We start from the raw sequence: 15,882 nt of genomic DNA, 5'->3' as shown, positions 1-15,882 counted from the left end.
GGTGCCGGGGAGGACGTCAGCACACCCCAACCACTCCCTGACGGCGGACTGCCACGTGCCGCCGCCGACCCACGAAGAGGGGGCGAACCCACCATGGACGCATTCACCGCGGGTCTCCTGCAGCGCATCCGGGCCACGCAGTCGGACCTCAACCAGGCCCGCGAGACGGGCGACGACTTCCTCGTGGAAGTGGAGCAGGCGGAACTGGAAGATCTCCAGCGCCTCGCCGCGGAGCACGGAGTCCCCGTCTCCGCCTGCTGACGTACCTCCCTGACCCCACCAGTCCGACCCGAACCCCGGCGACCGCACGCGGCAGCCGGGGTTCCCTGTTGCCCGGCCCGTCCGTCGTGGTGCGGCCCTTCAGTCGTGCCAGGCCCCGGCCTCTTCCAGCAGCGGCTGCAGCGAGGCGAAGACCGCCGGGGTGGCGGCGAGCGCCAGCTCCCCCGAAGCGGGCCGGCCGGGCCGCCCGCCCGTGAGCGCCCCGGCCTCCCGGGCGATCAGCTCGCCCGCGGCCAGGTCCCAGGGGTTGAGCCCCCGCTCGTAGTAGGCGTCCAGCCGCCCGGCGGCCACGTCGCTGAGGTCCAGCGCCGCCGATCCGGCCCGCCGGACGTCCCGCACCTTCGGGATCACCCGCTGCGCGACGTCCGCCTGCTGCTCCTTGCGCGCCTGGAGGTACGCGAACCCGGTCGCGACCAGCGCCTGGTCCAGCGGAGCGGCCGCCCGGCAGGCCAGCCGGACCTTCCCCAGCCAGGCCCCGCCGCCGAGCACCGCGTGGTACGTCTCGCCCCGCATCGGGGCCGCCACGACCCCGACGACGGTCCTGCCCTCGTACTCGGCGGCGATCGACACGCTCCAGCTCGGCAGCCCGTACAGGTAGTTGACGGTGCCGTCCAGCGGGTCCACGACCCACCGGACCCCGCTCGTCCCGGGACTGTCCGCGCCCTCCTCGCCCAGCAGCCCGTCCTCGGGCCGGCGCCGCGCGAGGATGCCGGTGATCAGCTTCTCCGCCGCGATGTCCATCTCGGTCACCACGTCGATCGGGCTGCTCTTCGTCGCCGCCACCGCGAGATCGGCCGGCCGGCCGTCCCGCAGCAGCTCCCCGGCCTGCCGGGCGGCGTCCAGGCCCACGTCCAGCAGTTCGGCCTTCAGCTGTTCGGAGATCACGCTCGCCCTTTCCTGGGGGGTGCCGTCGAACTCCCGTCCGGCCGGCACGGGCGGACGGGACTACTTCGAGACACACCCTAGGCGTACGGGCTGTCGACGCCCGCGGCCGCCGGCCGGGGGCCGCGCGCCGGGCAGCAGCCCACCGCGCACAGATCGTGGCTGGGCCCGAGCAGCCCGAGCGCGCACCGCTCCACCGGCTCGCCCCGCTCCGCCGCGGCGCGCTCCAGCACCAGTTCGCGTACCGCCGCCGCGAACCGCGGGTCGGCCCCGACCGTGGCCGACCGGGCGACCGGAAGCCCGAGCTCCGCCGCCTTCGCCGTGGCCTCCGTGTCGAGGTCGTACAGGACCTCCATGTGGTCCGAGACGAACCCGATCGGCACCATCACCACCGCGGGCGCCCCGGCGCCGTGCAGGGCCTCCAGGTGGTCGCAGATGTCCGGCTCCAGCCACGGGATGTGCGGGGCGCCGCTGCGCGACTGGTAGACGAGCTCCCAGGGCAGCTCCGTGCCCGTCTCGGCCCGCACCGCGGCCGCGATCACCTGCGCCACGTCCAGGTGCTGCCTGACGTAGGCCCCGCCCTCGCCGTCGGCGGTGTGCTCCTCGACCGGGCCGGAGGTGTCCGCGGCCGCGACGGGGATCGAGTGCGTGGTGAAGGCCAGGTGCGCGCCGGCGCGCACCTCCTGCGGCAGCGACTCCAGCGCGGCGAGCACCCCGTCGATCATCGGCCGGACGAAGCCGGGGTGGTTGAAGTAGTGCCGCAGCTTGTCGACCTTCGGCAGCTCGGCGACGCCCTCCTCGGCCAGCGCCGCCAGCGCGTCCGCGAGGTTCTCGCGGTACTGGCGGCAGCCCGAGTACGAGGCGTACGCGCTGGTCGCGAGCACCGCGATCCGGCGGCGCCCGTCGGCGGCCATCTCCCGCATCACGTCGGTGAGGTACGGGGCCCAGTTCCGGTTGCCCCAGTACACGGGCAGGTCCAGTCCGTGCTCGGCGAAGTCCTTGCGCAGCGCGTCCAGCAGCTCGCGGTTCTGCCCGTTGATCGGGCTGACCCCGCCGAAGCCGAAGTAGTGCTGCCCGACCTCCTTCAGCCGCTCGCGCGGGATGCCGCGCCCGCGCGTGACGTTCTCCAGGAACGGCACGACGTCGTCGGGCCCCTCGGGGCCGCCGAAGGAGAGCAGCAGGAGGGCGTCGTACGGGCCGGCGAGGCCTTCGGCCGAGGGCGGGGCGGCGGCGCGGAGCTGGTCTGACATGGTTCGAATCCTGCCACCCGGCGTCCGCGCCGGGGAACCGGCCCGGCCGGGCGTCCCACACCTCGACACAGGTAAGGTAACCCTAAGTTCTAGTGTTCGATTCTTTCCCCGTGCGGGTGCCCTGTCGGCGGTCGTAACCTGTATGGGCCCATGACGTCCCTTACGGAGAGCCCTTGCCCAGTCCCTACCGCGCGATCTTCGCAGCGCCCGGCACCAAGGCCTTCAGTGCCGCCGGCCTCATAGGCCGGCTGCCGATATCCATGGTGGGCGTCGGCATCCTCACGATGATCTCCGAGATCACGGGGCGTTACGCGATGGCCAGCGCCCTCACCGGCACCCTGGCCCTGGCCGCGGCCTTCATCGGCCCGCAGGTGTCCCGGCTGGTGGACCAGTACGGGCAGCGGCGGGTGCTGCGCCCCGCGACCCTGATCTCCGTCGCCTCCGTCATCGCCTTGGTGCTGGCCGCGGCGAACGGCCTCCCCGACTGGACCCTCTTCGTCTTCGCGGCCGTCGCGGGCTGCGTTCCGAGCGTCGGCTCGATGATCCGCGCCCGCTGGACCGTGCTCTACCACGACGCCCCGCGCGAGCTGCACACCGCGTACTCCTTCGAGTCCGTGGTGGACGAGGTCTGCTTCATCTTCGGCCCGATCCTGGCCATCGGGCTGTCCACGACCTGGTTCCCGGAAGCCGGGCCGGTGATCGCGGCCGGCTGCCTGCTCGTCGGCGTCTGGCTGCTCACCGCGCAGCGCGGCACTGAGCCGCCGCCGCACCCCCGCAGCCAGGACGGCGACCGGACCTCCGCGCTGCGCTCCCCCGGCCTGCAGGTGCTGACGGCCACGTTCGTGGCGACCGGCGCGATCTTCGGGTCCATCGACGTGTCCACCCTGGCCTTCGCCGAGGAGCAGGGCCAGAAGTCCGCCGCCAGTTTCATCCTGGCCATCTGGGCGGCCGGATCCTGTCTGGCCGGCATCGTCTTCGGCCTGCTCCATCTCAAGGGCCGGACCGAACGCAGGTGGGTACTGGGCATCTGTGCGATGGCCGTGAGTATGATCCCCCTCCTACTGGCCGGGAGCCTTCCGTTTCTGGCCGTGGCGCTCTTCGTCTCGGGCCTCGCCATCGCTCCCACGATGATCACCACGATGGCCCTGATCGAGGCGCACGTACCACGCGCGAAGCTCACCGAGGGCATGACGTGGATCACCACCGGCCTCGCCGTCGGTATCGCGGTCGGCTCCTCCGTGACCGGTCTGGTCATCGACGCGGCCGGGGCTCAGCGCGGGTTCGTCGTCTCGGTCTCGGCGGGGACCGCCGCGGCGGCGGTGGCGTTCGCGGGTTATCGCCGGCTGACGAGGCCGGCGCAAGGGGAGGAGCCCTCTAGCGATGGGGACGGCGACAGCAGCAGGGAAGAACGGGCCGGCGACGGCGGGCGCGTGGCATAACTGGGCGGGCAACGTCACGGCCGCACCCGCCCGGGTGGTGACCCCGGCCTCGGTCGGGGAGCTTCAGGAGGCGGTCCGCCGGGCCGCCGAGGACGGGCTGAAGGTGAAGGCGGTCGGCAGCGGCCACTCCTTCACCGCGGCCGCCGCCACCGACGGGTTGCTCGTACGCCCGCAGGCGCTGGCCGGGATCCGGGAGATCGACCGGACCGCCGGCACCGTGACGGTGGCCGCGGGCACCGTGCTCAAGGACCTCAACCAGGCCCTGGCCCGGGAGGGCCTGTCGCTCACGAACATGGGCGACATCATGGAGCAGACGGTCTCCGGCGCCACCAGCACCGGCACCCACGGCACCGGCCGGGACTCCGCCTCCATCGCCGCCCAGATCCGCGGTCTGGAGCTGGTCACGGCGGACGGCCGCGTGCTCACCTGCTCCGAGAAGGAGAATCCGGAGGTCTTCGCGGCCGCCCGGATCGGCATCGGAGCCCTCGGCATCGTCACGGCGATCACGTTCGCCGTGGAGCCGATCTTCTTCCTGACCGCCCGTGAGGAGCCCATGGGCTTCGACCGCGTGACTGCAGAGTTCGAGCAGCACTTCGCGGAGAACGAGCACTTCGAGTTCTACTGGTTCCCGCACACCGGCAACTGCAACACCAAGCGCAACAACCGCAGTCAGGGCCCCGCCGCCCCGCCCGGAGCGGTGAGCGCCTGGGTCGAGGACGAACTGCTGTCCAACGGCCTCTTCCAGGCCGTCAACTCGCTGGGCCGCGCGGTCCCGGCCACCATCCCCTCCATCGCCCGGATCGCGAGCCGCGCCCTGTCCGCGCGCACCTACACGGACATCCCGTACAAGGTGTTCACCAGCCCGCGCCGGGTGCGCTTCGTGGAGATGGAGTACGCCCTCCCACGCGAGCAGGTCGTCGAGGCGCTGCGGGAGCTCAAGGCGACGGTCGACCGCTCCGGGCTGCGGATCAGCTTCCCTGTGGAGGTGCGCACGGCTCCGGCGGACGACATCGCGCTGTCGACGGCCTCGGGGCGGGAGACCGCGTACATCGCGGTGCACATGTACAAGGGCACCCCGTACCAGGCCTACTTCACGGCCGCCGAGCGGATCTTCACCGCGCACGGCGGACGGCCGCACTGGGGCAAGGTGCACACGCGGGACGCGGAGTACTTCGCCCGCGTCTACCCGCGCTTCGGCGAGTTCACCGCGCTGCGGGACCGGCTGGACCCGGAGCGGCTGTTCGGGAACGACTACCTGCGGCGGGTGCTGGGCGACTAGCCCCTGCCCCTGCTCAGCGCTCAGCGCCCGGCGCTCATGGGGAGTCCGGCTTTCCCGTTCCGCCCGGGGTGGGCGTGGGTGTGGGCGTCGGGGTCGGGGTGGGCTTCGGGCTCGGCGTCGGCGGGCTCGGACTCGGCGTCGGGCGCCCGGAGTCCGGGCCCGGGGAGCCCGAGGAGTCCGGGGTCGACGGCCCGGGGCCGGGGCTCTCGCCCGGGCCGCGGCCGCCGTGCGGAGCCGAAGGGCTCGGGGAGGTCCCGGACTCGGAGGCTCCGCCGCCCTTCCCGCCGGTGCCGGGTTCCTTCCCGGGGCCGGCGGGCCGTTCGTCGTCCACCTTGCGCGTGCCGCCGGACCAGATGGTTCCGCCGCCCTGGCTGATCGCCGTACCGGAGAGGGCCTCGTACGCGCCGAGGCCGCCGAGCGTGATGGCGAAGGCCACGCCCGAGGCCACCGCCGTGCGCTTCCAGCCCCGTACGCGGGTGCCGTGCACGGTGGCCTCGCCGAACTCCTCGCAGGGCGGAACCGCACGGAGCAGCAGGGTGCCGTCGGCCCCCTCCTCCCCGCGGGGCACCGGGACCTGACGGGCCCTGGGACGGGCGCTCTCGCGAAGCTGGTCACCGGTGCGCTTGAAGAGGTGCTGGATGACGGGGCCGCCGGCGGTGGCGACCACGCTCACCACGCCGGCGCCGAGGATGGTCCCGTAGACGCCGAGCTGCGAGGCGAGCAGGGCCGCCGCGACGGTGGCGAGGGAGGAACCCGCGATCTGGGCCACGCTCAGATCGAGCTTCTTCTTTTCCGTCCCGTCCGTCCCGTCCGTCCCCGCCGTCCCCTCCGTCCCGGACCCCGGTTCGGCTGCCGGCGCGGCCTTCTGACCCATCCTCATCCCCTGCGTGTGCTGCCTCTCGCGACCTCTCGCGCTTCACCGCTCTCAGCAGTTACCGACCGCCGGGCGAAAGGGATAGTTCCGTTTCTGGGGATTCTGTGAAGCAAGACACTCGAAAACGGACGCGGTCGCAGGTCCGGCCCGATTCAGGGCAGCCCAACTCCCGCCGCCCCCGACAAGTTCGGCGGCGCGGCGGTCCACCCAGGTGGCCCGAATGGAGTACTGTGGCGAGCCCTGGGGCCGTCCTTCCTTACGGATGTCCGGACTCGGGAGAGGGGGCCGACTGATGGAGAAACGGCACTCGAGACCGGTGATCCCGCGGCATTGCACGGGTTCCTGCTGCGCACAGTAACCGTTCGGTCACTGTGTGTGCCCAACAGGTAACCGTGCCATAACGGCGATCAAGGGCGCATGCCCGACACGCCGGTTGAACTCGGCAAGGTTGTGGCAGGCTGCACCCGGGCAGGCCACACTCGACTAGCGGAAGCAGCGACGCACGTGACGTCGGCAGGCACCACCCGGGAGGTCCCCATGCCCGAACTGCGTGTCGTGGCCGTCTCAAATGACGGCACACGACTGGTGCTCAAGGCTGCGGACAGCACGGAGTACACGCTTCCGATCGACGAGCGGCTGCGCGCTGCCGTGCGCAACGACCGCGCGCGCCTGAACCAGATCGAGATCGAGGTGGAGAGCCACCTCCGCCCCCGCGACATCCAGGCCCGCATACGGGCCGGTGCCTCCGCTGAGGAGGTCGCTCAACTCGCCGGCATCCCCGTCGACCGCGTACGCCGCTTCGAGGGCCCGGTGCTGGCCGAGCGCGCGTTCATGGCCGAGCGGGCCCGCAAGACCCCCGTACGCCGCCCCGGCGAGAACACCGGACCCCAGCTCGGCGAGGCCGTGCAGGAGCGGCTCACGCTGCGCGGGGCCGAGAAGGAGTCCGTGCAGTGGGACTCCTGGCGCCGTGACGACGGCACCTGGGAGGTCCTGCTGGTCTACCGGGTCGCGGGCGAACCGCATTCGGCCAGCTGGACGTACGACCCGCCGCGCCGGCTGGTCGTGGCCGTGGACGACGAGGCCCGCTCCCTGATCGGCGAGGCGGACGACCTTCCGGCGACGCCGGAGCCGAGCTTTCCGTTCGTGCCGAGGATCGCGCGGCTGCCGCGGGACCGGCCGCTGGACCGCGCGCTCGACCGCCAGCTCGACCGCCCGGTCACTCCGGCTCCGGAGCCGGAGGAGGAGCGGGACACGCTGACGAGCCTGCTGGAGGCGGTGCCGAGCTTCCGCGGCGACCTGGTGGTCCCGGAACGCCCCGAGCCGCCGTCGGAGGAACCGGAGGCGGAGGAGCCCCCGGCGGCTTCGGCGAGCGCCGGTGCCGGCGCCGCGTACGCGGACGTCCTGATGCCGCGGACCGTGGCGGGCCACCGGGACCGCCTGACGGGCACCACGGACCGCCAGGCGGAGGCCGACGGCGTCCGCCCGGGCCGCCGGGCGGCGGTCCCGAGCTGGGACGAGATCGTCTTCGGCACGCGCCGCAAGAAACAGGAGTAGCCGCCCCGGCCCGGCTGCGCCGCCCCTGCGCAAGCGGGCCCCGGCCGCGCCCGGCTTTCTTCCGGGACTCACCCCAGGCCCCGCGCCTCGAACGCCGGCGGGCCGGTGGGTGCGGCCCGGCCGGATTTCCCGCCCGGGGCCGGTTCGGCACCCGGGCCGGCCGGCTACTGGGGGTTCGGTCCCGTGGCCACGGGGCGGGTCGGGTCCGCAGACCATTCCGACCAGCTGCCTGCGTACAGGGCGGCCGGGACGCCCGCCACCTCGAGCGCCAGTACCTCGTGCGCCCCCGAGACCCCCGAACCGCAGTAGACCCCGACCGGCGCCTCGCCGGAGACACCCAGCCCGGCGAACCTGGCGCGCAGCGCATCCGCCGCCAGGAACCGCCCGTCCGCGCCCACGTTCTCCGTCGTCGGCGCCGACACCGCTCCCGGAATGTGCCCGCCGACCCGGTCGATCGGCTCGACCTCGCCCCGGTACCGCTCCCCCGCCCGCGCGTCCAGCAGGATCCCGCTCCGCGCGAGCGCCGCCGCGGCGTCCGCGTCCAGTAGCCCCACCGCCCCCGGGTTTGGCTTGAAATCACCCTCCTCCACGGTCACCGCGTCAGCCGTCACCGGCCCGCCCGCCGCCGTCCATGCGGCCAGTCCCCCGTCCAGTACCCGCACGTCCGTGTGACCCGTCCAGCGCAGCAGCCACCACGCCCGGGCGGCGGCCCACCCCTGGCCTCCGTCGTACACGACCACCGGGACGTCCGCCGAGACCCCGGCCCTGCGCATCACCGCCCCGAACTCCTCCGGCTGCGGCAGCGGGTGCCGGCCGCCCGCCCCCGGCGGACCTGCCAGTTCGCGGTCGAGGTCCACGTACACCGCACCCGGCAGGTGTCCGGCCTCGTACTCGGACCGCAGGTTCGGGCCACCCAGCTGCCAGCGGATGTCCAGCAGCACCGGCGGCCGGGAACCGGCCAGCTCGTCCCTCAGTTCGGACGCGGAGAGGATCGCGGAAGTCGTGGAGTTCGCAGTCATACGGCCCATCTTCCTCCCCGCTCCGCAGCCCGTGTAACAAGCCCGACATCGACAGGCCGCCCTGATTCGGTCATCTCTCCCCGCTCCGGCGAAACCCGGCCGGTCGGGGCGCGCCGGACCCCCCGGAGTGGAAGCATCTGGTCCGGGATGAGCGACGACGAGGAGACGGCTGACATGACCGAGGCACCGGAAGCAACGCGGCGCCCGCCCGGCACACCGTGCTGGTCGAGTCTGATGGTGCACGGCCTCGGGACCACCGAGGCCTTCTACACCGATCTGTTCGGCTGGGAGTACGAGCCCGGCCCCCAGCCGTTCGGCCCGTACGTCCGCGCGCTGCTCGACGGCCAGGAGGTGGCCGGCATCGGGGAGATGCCGCCGGACCGGCATCTTCCGGTGGCCTGGACGACGTACTTCGCCACCGACGACGCGGACTCCACGGCCGAGACGATCCGCTCCTGCGGCGGCACGGTGGCGGTGGGCCCGCTGGACGCGGGCGCCGCGGGGCGCCTGGCGATCTGCTCCGACCCGCTGGGGGCGATCTTCGGCCTCTGGCAGGCCGAGGAACAGATCGGGACCCGGCAGCCCGGGGTCCCCGGCACGCCGGTCTGGAACGAACTGGTCACGCAGGACACGTCGACCGTCGGCAAGTTCTACGAGCACGTCTTCGGCCACGAGGCCGAGACGCACGGCACGGCCTCCGCGGACTTCGACTACGTGACGCTGCTGCTGGACGGGCGTCCGGTCGCCGCGGTGCACGGGGTCGGGCGCTCGCTCCCGCACGACCGGGGCCCGCACTGGATGACGTACTTCGAGGTCGAGGACGCCGACACGGCCACGGCCCTGGTCCGCCGGCTCGGCGGGCGCGTCGTCCAGCCGCCCCGGGAGGGGCTGGCCGGCAGGGTGGCCACGGTCACCGATCCGGAGGGCGCGGTCTTCACCCTCCTGGAGTCGCGTCCCGGCAACGGCCACTGACCGGCGGCCCTCGTCTGCGGGCTACGAGGGCTTCGCCTCGGACAGGTGCATCAGCGCCTGGGCGGCGAGGCGGTAGCCGTAAGCGCCCAGGCCGACCACGACACCGCTCGCCAGAGGGGCGATCACCGACTCGTGCCGGAACTGTTCGCGGGCCCATACGTTGCTGAGGTGCACCTCGATCCACGGCGGTGAATAGCTCGCCAGCGCGTCACGCAGACTCCACCCGGCGATCATCAGGGCACCCGGATTGACGATCGCCCCGACCGTGCTGTCGGAATGCCTGTGAAGGGCGCCGACGAGGTCGCCCTCCGAGTCGTGCTGGACGGAGAGGACCTCCCACCCCTTGACGCTCACTTCCCGGGCGACCGCCGCTTCGATGTCGGCGAGCGTGTCCGTGCCGTATATCTCCGGCTCGCGTCGTCCCAGAATGCCCAGGTTGGGACCGTTCAAGAGAAGAACGACACTCAAGGGGACACCTGCCATTCATTCCACGCCGTTCACCGCACCGGAGGGCTCCGGAACGACTCCCATACTGTCGGCGCCCTTCGCGGTCCGCCATCATCAGAATTGATAGTCCCTGCGGGGACCGCGGCATGAGGACCGCTGGGGACCGGCTCGATGCCGTGTGCGCCCGGTCCGAGGACGCTCCGGGGCGCGCAGGACGGGAGAGCCCGTGGTGGGCGGCAGCCTCCGTTCACCGGGGCTGCGCGCGCCTCGTCAACCGAACTTCTGCCTTCCGGCAGCTGTCTTGATCTGCACTTGAGCCCGGCTGGAGCACTCCGGCCCCCCGGAGCGCGGTGCTGAATCATGACTGGCACGTCCACCGCCACCACTCGGACGAAGCGGCGCGACTGATGATCCGATGACAGGAGATGTGATGCTCGACTCTCTGATTCGCCTGCAGACGCCCCCGGTTTTTTCCGTCATGCGCACCTGCGAGAGCAACTCCTGCGAGACGGTCAGGTGGTCCGAGCTCTCGTTTTCCGCCTGGTCGCGCGGCGAACTCGTCGAGGCGATTCGCCTGGCGGCCCTGGCCGCCCGGACCGACCCCGAATGCGCGGGCCATTGCGTGGGGCCGGCCATGGTCTGGCATTCCGTCCTGCTCGTCCGGGTCCGCGAACTCGCCTCCGGGGCACGGGTGCTCGCCGGCGTGGAGGAACTGACGGCCCGCGCCGGGGAAACCGGCGGACTGGTGGCGGCTTCGCTGATCTGTGCGGCAGAACTCGCGTTCAACCGGGGGGATGTCGACTCCGCTGCCGATCTGGCGGGCAGGGGCGTGCGCAGGGCGCAGCAGGCCGACCTCAACTCCCTGCTTCCCGACGCGCACACCATGCTGGCACTGAGCGCCCTGCGCCAGGGCAACATGAGCGTCAGCCTGGACTTCGTCGATCAGCTGCGGCAGGACGCCCTTCTCGGCCGGACGGTCGACAGGCCCAGTCAGTGCGCCTGGGCCGCGGCCCAGTTCCTGGAAGTACAGGGTGGCGCGAAGAGTGCTGCTCATCTCATCGCGGGCATCATCACGGACGACCAGCTCATCCTGGAGCTCCTGGCCTCGCAGCCGGCCGCTGCCGCCTGGCTCGTCCGGACCGCTCGGAAGCTGGGCGACGAATCCCTCGCCGAGCGGGCGGCCTCCGAGGCTGCCGGGCTCGCCGCCCGCAACCGCGGGCTCCGGTCGATAGAGGCGGCGGCGGTGCACGCCGACGGGCTGCTGGAGGAGAACCCCGAACGGGTCATCGCTGCGGCCGAAGCGCATCTGGACCTGTGGGCCGGCGCGTCCGCCTACGAGGATGCCGGGACTCTCCTCTCCGAGCTGGGCCAGGAGCGGGACCGGGCCGTCGAGATCCTCGAACGGGCGGTGGAAGGGTATGCGCATTCCGCGGCCCCGCGGGATGCCCGCAGGGTCGTGAGCAAGCTCCGCTCGCTCGGTGTGCGCCGCGGCCGCTATCCGCAGTACGCCGGCCAGGACGGTGTGAGCGCCGGCTCCCTCACCGTCACCGAGGCCGCGGTGGCCGAGCTGGTGAGCCAGGGGTTCACCAACTCCCAGGTCGGCGAACACCTGTTCATCTCGGGTCACACCGTGGCGTTCCATCTGAAGAAGATCTTCCGCAAGATGAACGTGGCCTCCCGTGTGGAACTGACGCGGACGTGGAGCCGTATCTCCAGTGCCGCTCCCGAGCTCGCTCAGGTCGGCTGACGTCCGACGCCGGTCACGCGGTCACCCGGTCACCCGGCCTCCACGGGCAGTATCCGGCGCAGCCTCCCCGGCGGGCCCTGGCGCTTGCGCCACTCGCGGGGATATCCCACGGACACCTCTTCGAAGCGGACGCCCTCGTGGTACGTGGTCCGCGGAATGTGGAGATGGCCGTAGACCATGGCGGCCACGTTGAACCTGCGGTGCCAGTCGGCTGTCAGTCCGGTCCCGCACCACATGGCGAACTCCGGGTACCAGAGGACGTCCGTCGGGTGCCGGTCGAGCGGGTAGTGGTTGACGAGGACGGTGGGCAGGCCGTCGGGGAGTTCGGCGAGCCTGCGCTCGGTCTCGGCGACCCGGGCCCGGCACCAGGCCTCGCGGCTCGGGTAGGGGTCGGGGTGCAGGACGTACTCGTCGTTGCAGATGACTCCGGTGCTGTGCGCGTAGGCCAGTCCCTCCTCCTTGGTGGTGCAGCCGGCCGGCAGGAAGGAGTAGTCGTACAGCAGGAACAGCGGTGCCACGGCCACGGGGCCGTCCGGCCCCTCCCAGATCGGGTAGGGGTCCTCGGGCGTCGTGACGCCCAGTTCGCGGCACAGCTCGACCAGGTGCTCGTAGCGGGCGACACCGCGCAGGGTGAGGGAGTCGCTCGGGTGGGTCCACAGTTCGTGGTTGCCGGGGACCCAGACGACCTTGCGGAAGCGGCTCGCGAGGGTTTCCAGGCACCAGCGGATGTCGGCCACGTTCTCGCCCACGTCCCCGGCGACCAGCAGCCAGTCGTCCTGCGAGTCCGGTGTCATCCGCTCGACCAGGGCGCGGTTCTCGGCGTGGTTGAGGTGGAGGTCGCTGATGGCCAGCAACCGTCCCCCGCCCGTACCACCGGCTTTCCCGGTCATCCCGCCTCCTCTTCGGTGCACACGACGGGTGCCAGGAGGGAGCTATCCGCCTGCTTCGCGCACGCAGCCGTCCGCGCGGGGACGGCGGCCGCGTGCTGCGGCGAACTGGAAGTCATGTTTCTCTCCTCCTGGCACTCGTCGAGTGCCGGTCAAGCCCTGCGATCGAGGGCGGCGACGGGTACGCTCCGGCGGAGCAGTCTCTCCGCCACCAGTCCGGTCACGGCCTCGTTTTGATCGGCGAGGAAGAAGTGACCTCCGGGGAACACGTGGAGCTCCGTCGGGCCGGTGGTGTGCGCTTCCCAGGACGCCGCTTCGTCGATCGAGACCCGGTGATCGCTGTCTCCGGTGAGCACCGTCACCGGACAGTCCAGCTTCCGGCCGGGTTCGTACCGGTACGTTTCGACAGCACGGTAGTCGCTGCGGATGGCCGGCATGATCATTTCCAGCAGTTCCGGGTCGGCCAGCATGGCCGCGTCGGTTCCGCTCAACTTGCGGAGCTCGGCCACCATCTGTGCGTCCGACCCCAGGTGGACCACGTCGTCGCGGTAGCGGGAGGGGGCCCGCCGGCCGGACGCGAAGAAGCGCACGGGCGAGGGGAGGCCGGCGTCCTGCATGCGCAGCGCGAGCTCGTAGGCGAGAACGGCGCCCATGCTGTGCCCGAACAACGCCAGGGGCAGATCGTCGAGATGGCGCACGGCCGCGAAGATCTGGTCCGCCAGGTCGGGGATGCTGGGGATGTTCGGCTCGTGGCGGCGGTCCTGCCGCCCCGGGTACTGGATCGCCAGCACCTCCACCGCGGGAGCGAGCGCCTTGGACAACGGGAAGTAGAAGCTCGCCGATCCTCCTGCGTGCGGCAGGCATACGAGGCGGACTTCACTGTCCGGCGCCGGATGAGTTCGGCGTACCCATTTTTCGAATTGCTCCGCTGACTGAGGCACGGAAATAAATTCCTTTCAGGAATCACCCTTGGCGCGCTGCTGCCCCACCGCGGACCGACCAACGATCGACGGTGGGAACCGTGCGATCCCGAGATTTTTATCTTCGTTCTGGAGGGTAGGGCAGGCGCGACCGGCCGGACATCCCTCGATCTGATAGCGCCTCCGGAAAATGACGCGCTCCGCTTCGAAGGCGCCCCGGCATGTGTCAGGCTGTGGTTTCCCGAACGCGCAGGAGGCAATCACCATGAAGATCATCGCGGACGTCGACAAGTGCATCGGTGCAGGTCAATGCATGTTCACCGAGCCGGAGCTGTTCGACCAGAACGAGGATGACGGCACGGTCGTCGTGCTGATTTCCGAGCTCGAGAGTGAACTCCTGGCGCAGAAGGCCCGGGAGGCTTCCTACGTCTGTCCGGGCCGGGCCATCTCGCTGGTGGAATGAGCCGGGCGGGCCTGCTTAGCGCAGAAATCGCCGACTGGACATCCCCCGACCTGATAGGTTTTCCTGCTCCTTGACACGCCCCGAACGGCCTGATTACCATTCTGGCAATTTTCCGGCGTGGCGGAATTCAGCCCTTCAAACAGCGCGGACCTGTGAAGTCTTCCTTGACGCCGTTTTTCGAAGTGCGCGCTGATCTGCCCACAGCATGCGATGAGGGGCACGATGCCAACCATGCGAACTCACGACACGTACGCCAATCCGACGGACACGGACGTCGTCATCGTGGGCAACGGGCCGATCGGTGCCACGCTCTCGGTGCTGCTCGCCCAACGCGGCTGGCGGGTGACCGTGCTCGAGCGCCGCGCCCGGCCGTACCGGCTTCCCCGGGCGACCAGCTTCGACGGGGAGACCGCGCGGCTCCTTGCGGCCACCGGGATCGGCCCGGAGCTGGGCCGGGTCACGGAGCCGGCCAACGGCTACCAGTGGCAGACCCCCTCCGGCGCGGCGCTGCTGGACATCGAGTTCACGACGTCCGGACCGTACGGCTGGCCGGACGCCAACACGATGCACCAGCCGGCCCTGGAGGAGCTGATCGCCGCCAGGGCGGCGGCACTTCCCGGCATCACGGTGCTGCGCGGGCACGAGGTCGTGAAGATCACCGACGGCGGGGAAAGCGTGGAGGTGACGGCGACCACCGACGACGACGCGACACGCGTCCTCTCCGCGCGGTGGGTCGTGGGGTGCGACGGAGCCAACAGCTTCGTGCGCGACCACCTCGACGTGTCCGTGACCGACCTCGGGTTCTCCTACGAGTGGCTGCTCTGCGACGTCGAACTGCGCCAGCCGCGCGAGTTCACCCCCACCAACGTGCAGATCTGTGATCCGGCCCGGCCCACGACCGTGGTGGCCAGCGGCCCCGGGCGCCGGCGCTGGGAGTTCATGCGCCTGCCCGGCGAGAGCACCGCCGAGCTCAACCGGGACGAGACGGCCTGGCGGCTGCTGGCGCCGTTCGGCGTCACCCCCGACACGGCCACCCTGCTGCGCAGCACCACGTACATCTTCCAGGCCCGTTGGGCCGACCAGTGGCGCGTGGGCCGTGTCCTGCTGGCCGGCGACGCGGCCCATCTCATGCCGCCCTTCGCCGGGCAGGGCATGTGCTCCGGCATCCGGGACGTCGTCAACCTGGCGTGGAAGCTGGACCTGACGCTCCGCGGCCTCGCGGACGAGTCCGTACTGGACAGCTACACGCAGGAGCGCCGCGCACAGGCCAAGGAGGCGATCCTGGCGTCGGTCCAGCTGGGCCGGGTGATCTGTGTGACGGACCCGGCGGCCGCCGCCGAGCGGGATGCCACGGTGCTCGCCAACCGGCGCGGCAAGCCGGCGGGCCGACCGGAGCCGGCGAAGGCGCTCTCGGGCGGGCTGTTGCACCGGCGGCCGGGGGCCGGGGCGGTCGAGGCGCCCGCGGGCGCCGTCGTACCGCAGGGACGCGTGGCACGCCAGGGTCCCGTCGGGCTGTTCGACGACGTCGTCGGGCGTGGTTTCGTCCTGCTGACCACCGACGACCCGCACACCGTGCTCGACGAGGAGCGGCTGTCCTTCCTCGCCGGCCTCGGAGCCCATGTGGTGCGGCTGCTGCCGCCCGGACGGGCATCCGACGAGCACGGTCCGGCGGTGGTCGGCGTGGTGGACACGGACGAGGTCTACGGGCCGTATCTGACGCGGTTCGGGGCGACTTCGCTGCTCGTCCGTCCGGACCACCACGTCTTCGGTGCCGCGAGCGGCCCGGCCGGCACCGAAGCACTGGTCGACGACCTGCGGGACCAGTTGCGTGCCGCGGTGCCGGCCGGTGCACCGCACCCGGCCGGCTGAC

The 15,882-nt window shown here is 71.7% G+C and carries 15 protein-coding genes; 8 read left to right on the top strand and 7 right to left on the bottom strand.

What is annotated here, in order from left to right; translation table 11 throughout:
* Nucleotides 1-93: 93 nt before the first annotated feature.
* On the top strand, nucleotides 94-261 hold the full coding sequence (locus IF09_RS46305) for a hypothetical protein (RefSeq protein ID WP_199920421.1): 168 nt from the start codon (nucleotides 94-96) through the stop codon (nucleotides 259-261).
* Nucleotides 262-360: 99 nt separating this feature from the next.
* On the opposite strand, the gene IF09_RS0109255 is transcribed toward IF09_RS46305, so the two are convergent.
* Nucleotides 361-1,164: an inositol monophosphatase family protein gene (locus IF09_RS0109255; protein ID WP_418953030.1), complete on the bottom strand. Its 804-nt coding sequence runs from the start codon at nucleotides 1,162-1,164 to the stop codon at nucleotides 361-363.
* 77 nt (nucleotides 1,165-1,241) lie between these two features.
* Nucleotides 1,242-2,411 (bottom strand): ferrochelatase, encoded by a 1,170-nt coding sequence (locus IF09_RS0109250; protein ID WP_030293847.1) that lies wholly within the window; start codon nucleotides 2,409-2,411, stop codon nucleotides 1,242-1,244.
* Between the two features lie 173 nt (nucleotides 2,412-2,584).
* Between IF09_RS0109250 and IF09_RS0109245 the strand changes: the two genes are divergently transcribed.
* Both IF09_RS0109245 and IF09_RS0109240 read left to right on the top strand, forming a co-directional pair.
* Nucleotides 2,585-3,850 (top strand): MFS transporter, encoded by a 1,266-nt coding sequence (locus IF09_RS0109245; protein WP_030293845.1) that lies wholly within the window; start codon nucleotides 2,585-2,587, stop codon nucleotides 3,848-3,850.
* On the top strand, nucleotides 3,792-5,129 hold the full coding sequence (locus IF09_RS0109240) for a D-arabinono-1,4-lactone oxidase (RefSeq protein ID WP_030293843.1): 1,338 nt from the start codon (nucleotides 3,792-3,794) through the stop codon (nucleotides 5,127-5,129). Before IF09_RS0109245 ends, IF09_RS0109240 begins: the two co-directional genes overlap by 59 nt.
* A 34-nt stretch (nucleotides 5,130-5,163) precedes the next feature.
* On the opposite strand, the gene IF09_RS0109235 is transcribed toward IF09_RS0109240, so the two are convergent.
* Nucleotides 5,164-6,003, bottom strand: coding sequence for a hypothetical protein (locus IF09_RS0109235; protein WP_051832285.1), 840 nt, complete (start codon nucleotides 6,001-6,003; stop codon nucleotides 5,164-5,166).
* Between the two features lie 537 nt (nucleotides 6,004-6,540).
* On the opposite strand from IF09_RS0109235, the gene sepH reads away from it, so the two are divergent.
* Nucleotides 6,541-7,557, top strand: coding sequence for a septation protein SepH (sepH, locus tag IF09_RS0109230; protein WP_037634499.1), 1,017 nt, complete (start codon nucleotides 6,541-6,543; stop codon nucleotides 7,555-7,557).
* Nucleotides 7,558-7,721: 164 nt separating this feature from the next.
* Here the strand turns inward: sepH and IF09_RS0109225 are convergent, their stop codons facing one another.
* Complete coding sequence (locus IF09_RS0109225; protein WP_030293837.1) at nucleotides 7,722-8,576, bottom strand: sulfurtransferase; 855 nt, start codon at nucleotides 8,574-8,576, stop codon at nucleotides 7,722-7,724.
* Between the two features lie 174 nt (nucleotides 8,577-8,750).
* Here IF09_RS0109225 and IF09_RS0109220 point away from each other — a divergent pair, with 174 nt between their 5' ends.
* Entirely contained in the window at nucleotides 8,751-9,548 is a 798-nt protein-coding gene (locus IF09_RS0109220; protein ID WP_030293834.1) for a VOC family protein, read from the top strand.
* A gap of 21 nt (nucleotides 9,549-9,569) precedes the next feature.
* On the opposite strand, the gene IF09_RS0109215 is transcribed toward IF09_RS0109220, so the two are convergent.
* Nucleotides 9,570-10,016, bottom strand: coding sequence for a type II 3-dehydroquinate dehydratase (locus IF09_RS0109215; protein ID WP_030293833.1), 447 nt, complete (start codon nucleotides 10,014-10,016; stop codon nucleotides 9,570-9,572).
* 409 nt (nucleotides 10,017-10,425) lie between these two features.
* On the opposite strand from IF09_RS0109215, the gene IF09_RS0109210 reads away from it, so the two are divergent.
* Complete coding sequence (locus IF09_RS0109210) at nucleotides 10,426-11,742, top strand: LuxR C-terminal-related transcriptional regulator (RefSeq protein ID WP_051832283.1); 1,317 nt, start codon at nucleotides 10,426-10,428, stop codon at nucleotides 11,740-11,742.
* Between the two features lie 29 nt (nucleotides 11,743-11,771).
* On the opposite strand, the gene IF09_RS0109205 is transcribed toward IF09_RS0109210, so the two are convergent.
* Nucleotides 11,772-12,632 carry a metallophosphoesterase family protein gene (locus IF09_RS0109205; protein ID WP_030293828.1) on the bottom strand — a complete coding sequence of 287 codons (861 nt, stop codon included), beginning with the start codon at nucleotides 12,630-12,632 and terminating at the stop codon, nucleotides 11,772-11,774.
* 149 nt (nucleotides 12,633-12,781) lie between these two features.
* A complete protein-coding gene (locus IF09_RS0109200) occupies nucleotides 12,782-13,570 on the bottom strand; it encodes a thioesterase II family protein (protein ID WP_030293827.1) in 789 nt (262 codons plus the stop codon).
* 244 nt (nucleotides 13,571-13,814) lie between these two features.
* Here IF09_RS0109200 and IF09_RS0109195 point away from each other — a divergent pair, with 244 nt between their 5' ends.
* A complete protein-coding gene (locus IF09_RS0109195) occupies nucleotides 13,815-14,012 on the top strand; it encodes a ferredoxin (RefSeq protein WP_030293825.1) in 198 nt (65 codons plus the stop codon).
* A gap of 231 nt (nucleotides 14,013-14,243) precedes the next feature.
* On the top strand, nucleotides 14,244-15,881 hold the full coding sequence (locus IF09_RS0109190) for a bifunctional 3-(3-hydroxy-phenyl)propionate/3-hydroxycinnamic acid hydroxylase (protein WP_030293823.1): 1,638 nt from the start codon (nucleotides 14,244-14,246) through the stop codon (nucleotides 15,879-15,881).
* The last annotated feature ends 1 nt before the right edge of the window (nucleotide 15,882 follow it).

Origin of the sequence: Streptomyces katrae (assembly GCF_000717655.1) — a bacterium.
Classification (GTDB): Bacteria; Actinomycetota; Actinomycetes; order Streptomycetales; family Streptomycetaceae; genus Streptomyces; species Streptomyces katrae_B.
This window is presented reverse-complemented; position numbering and strand designations above follow the sequence as displayed.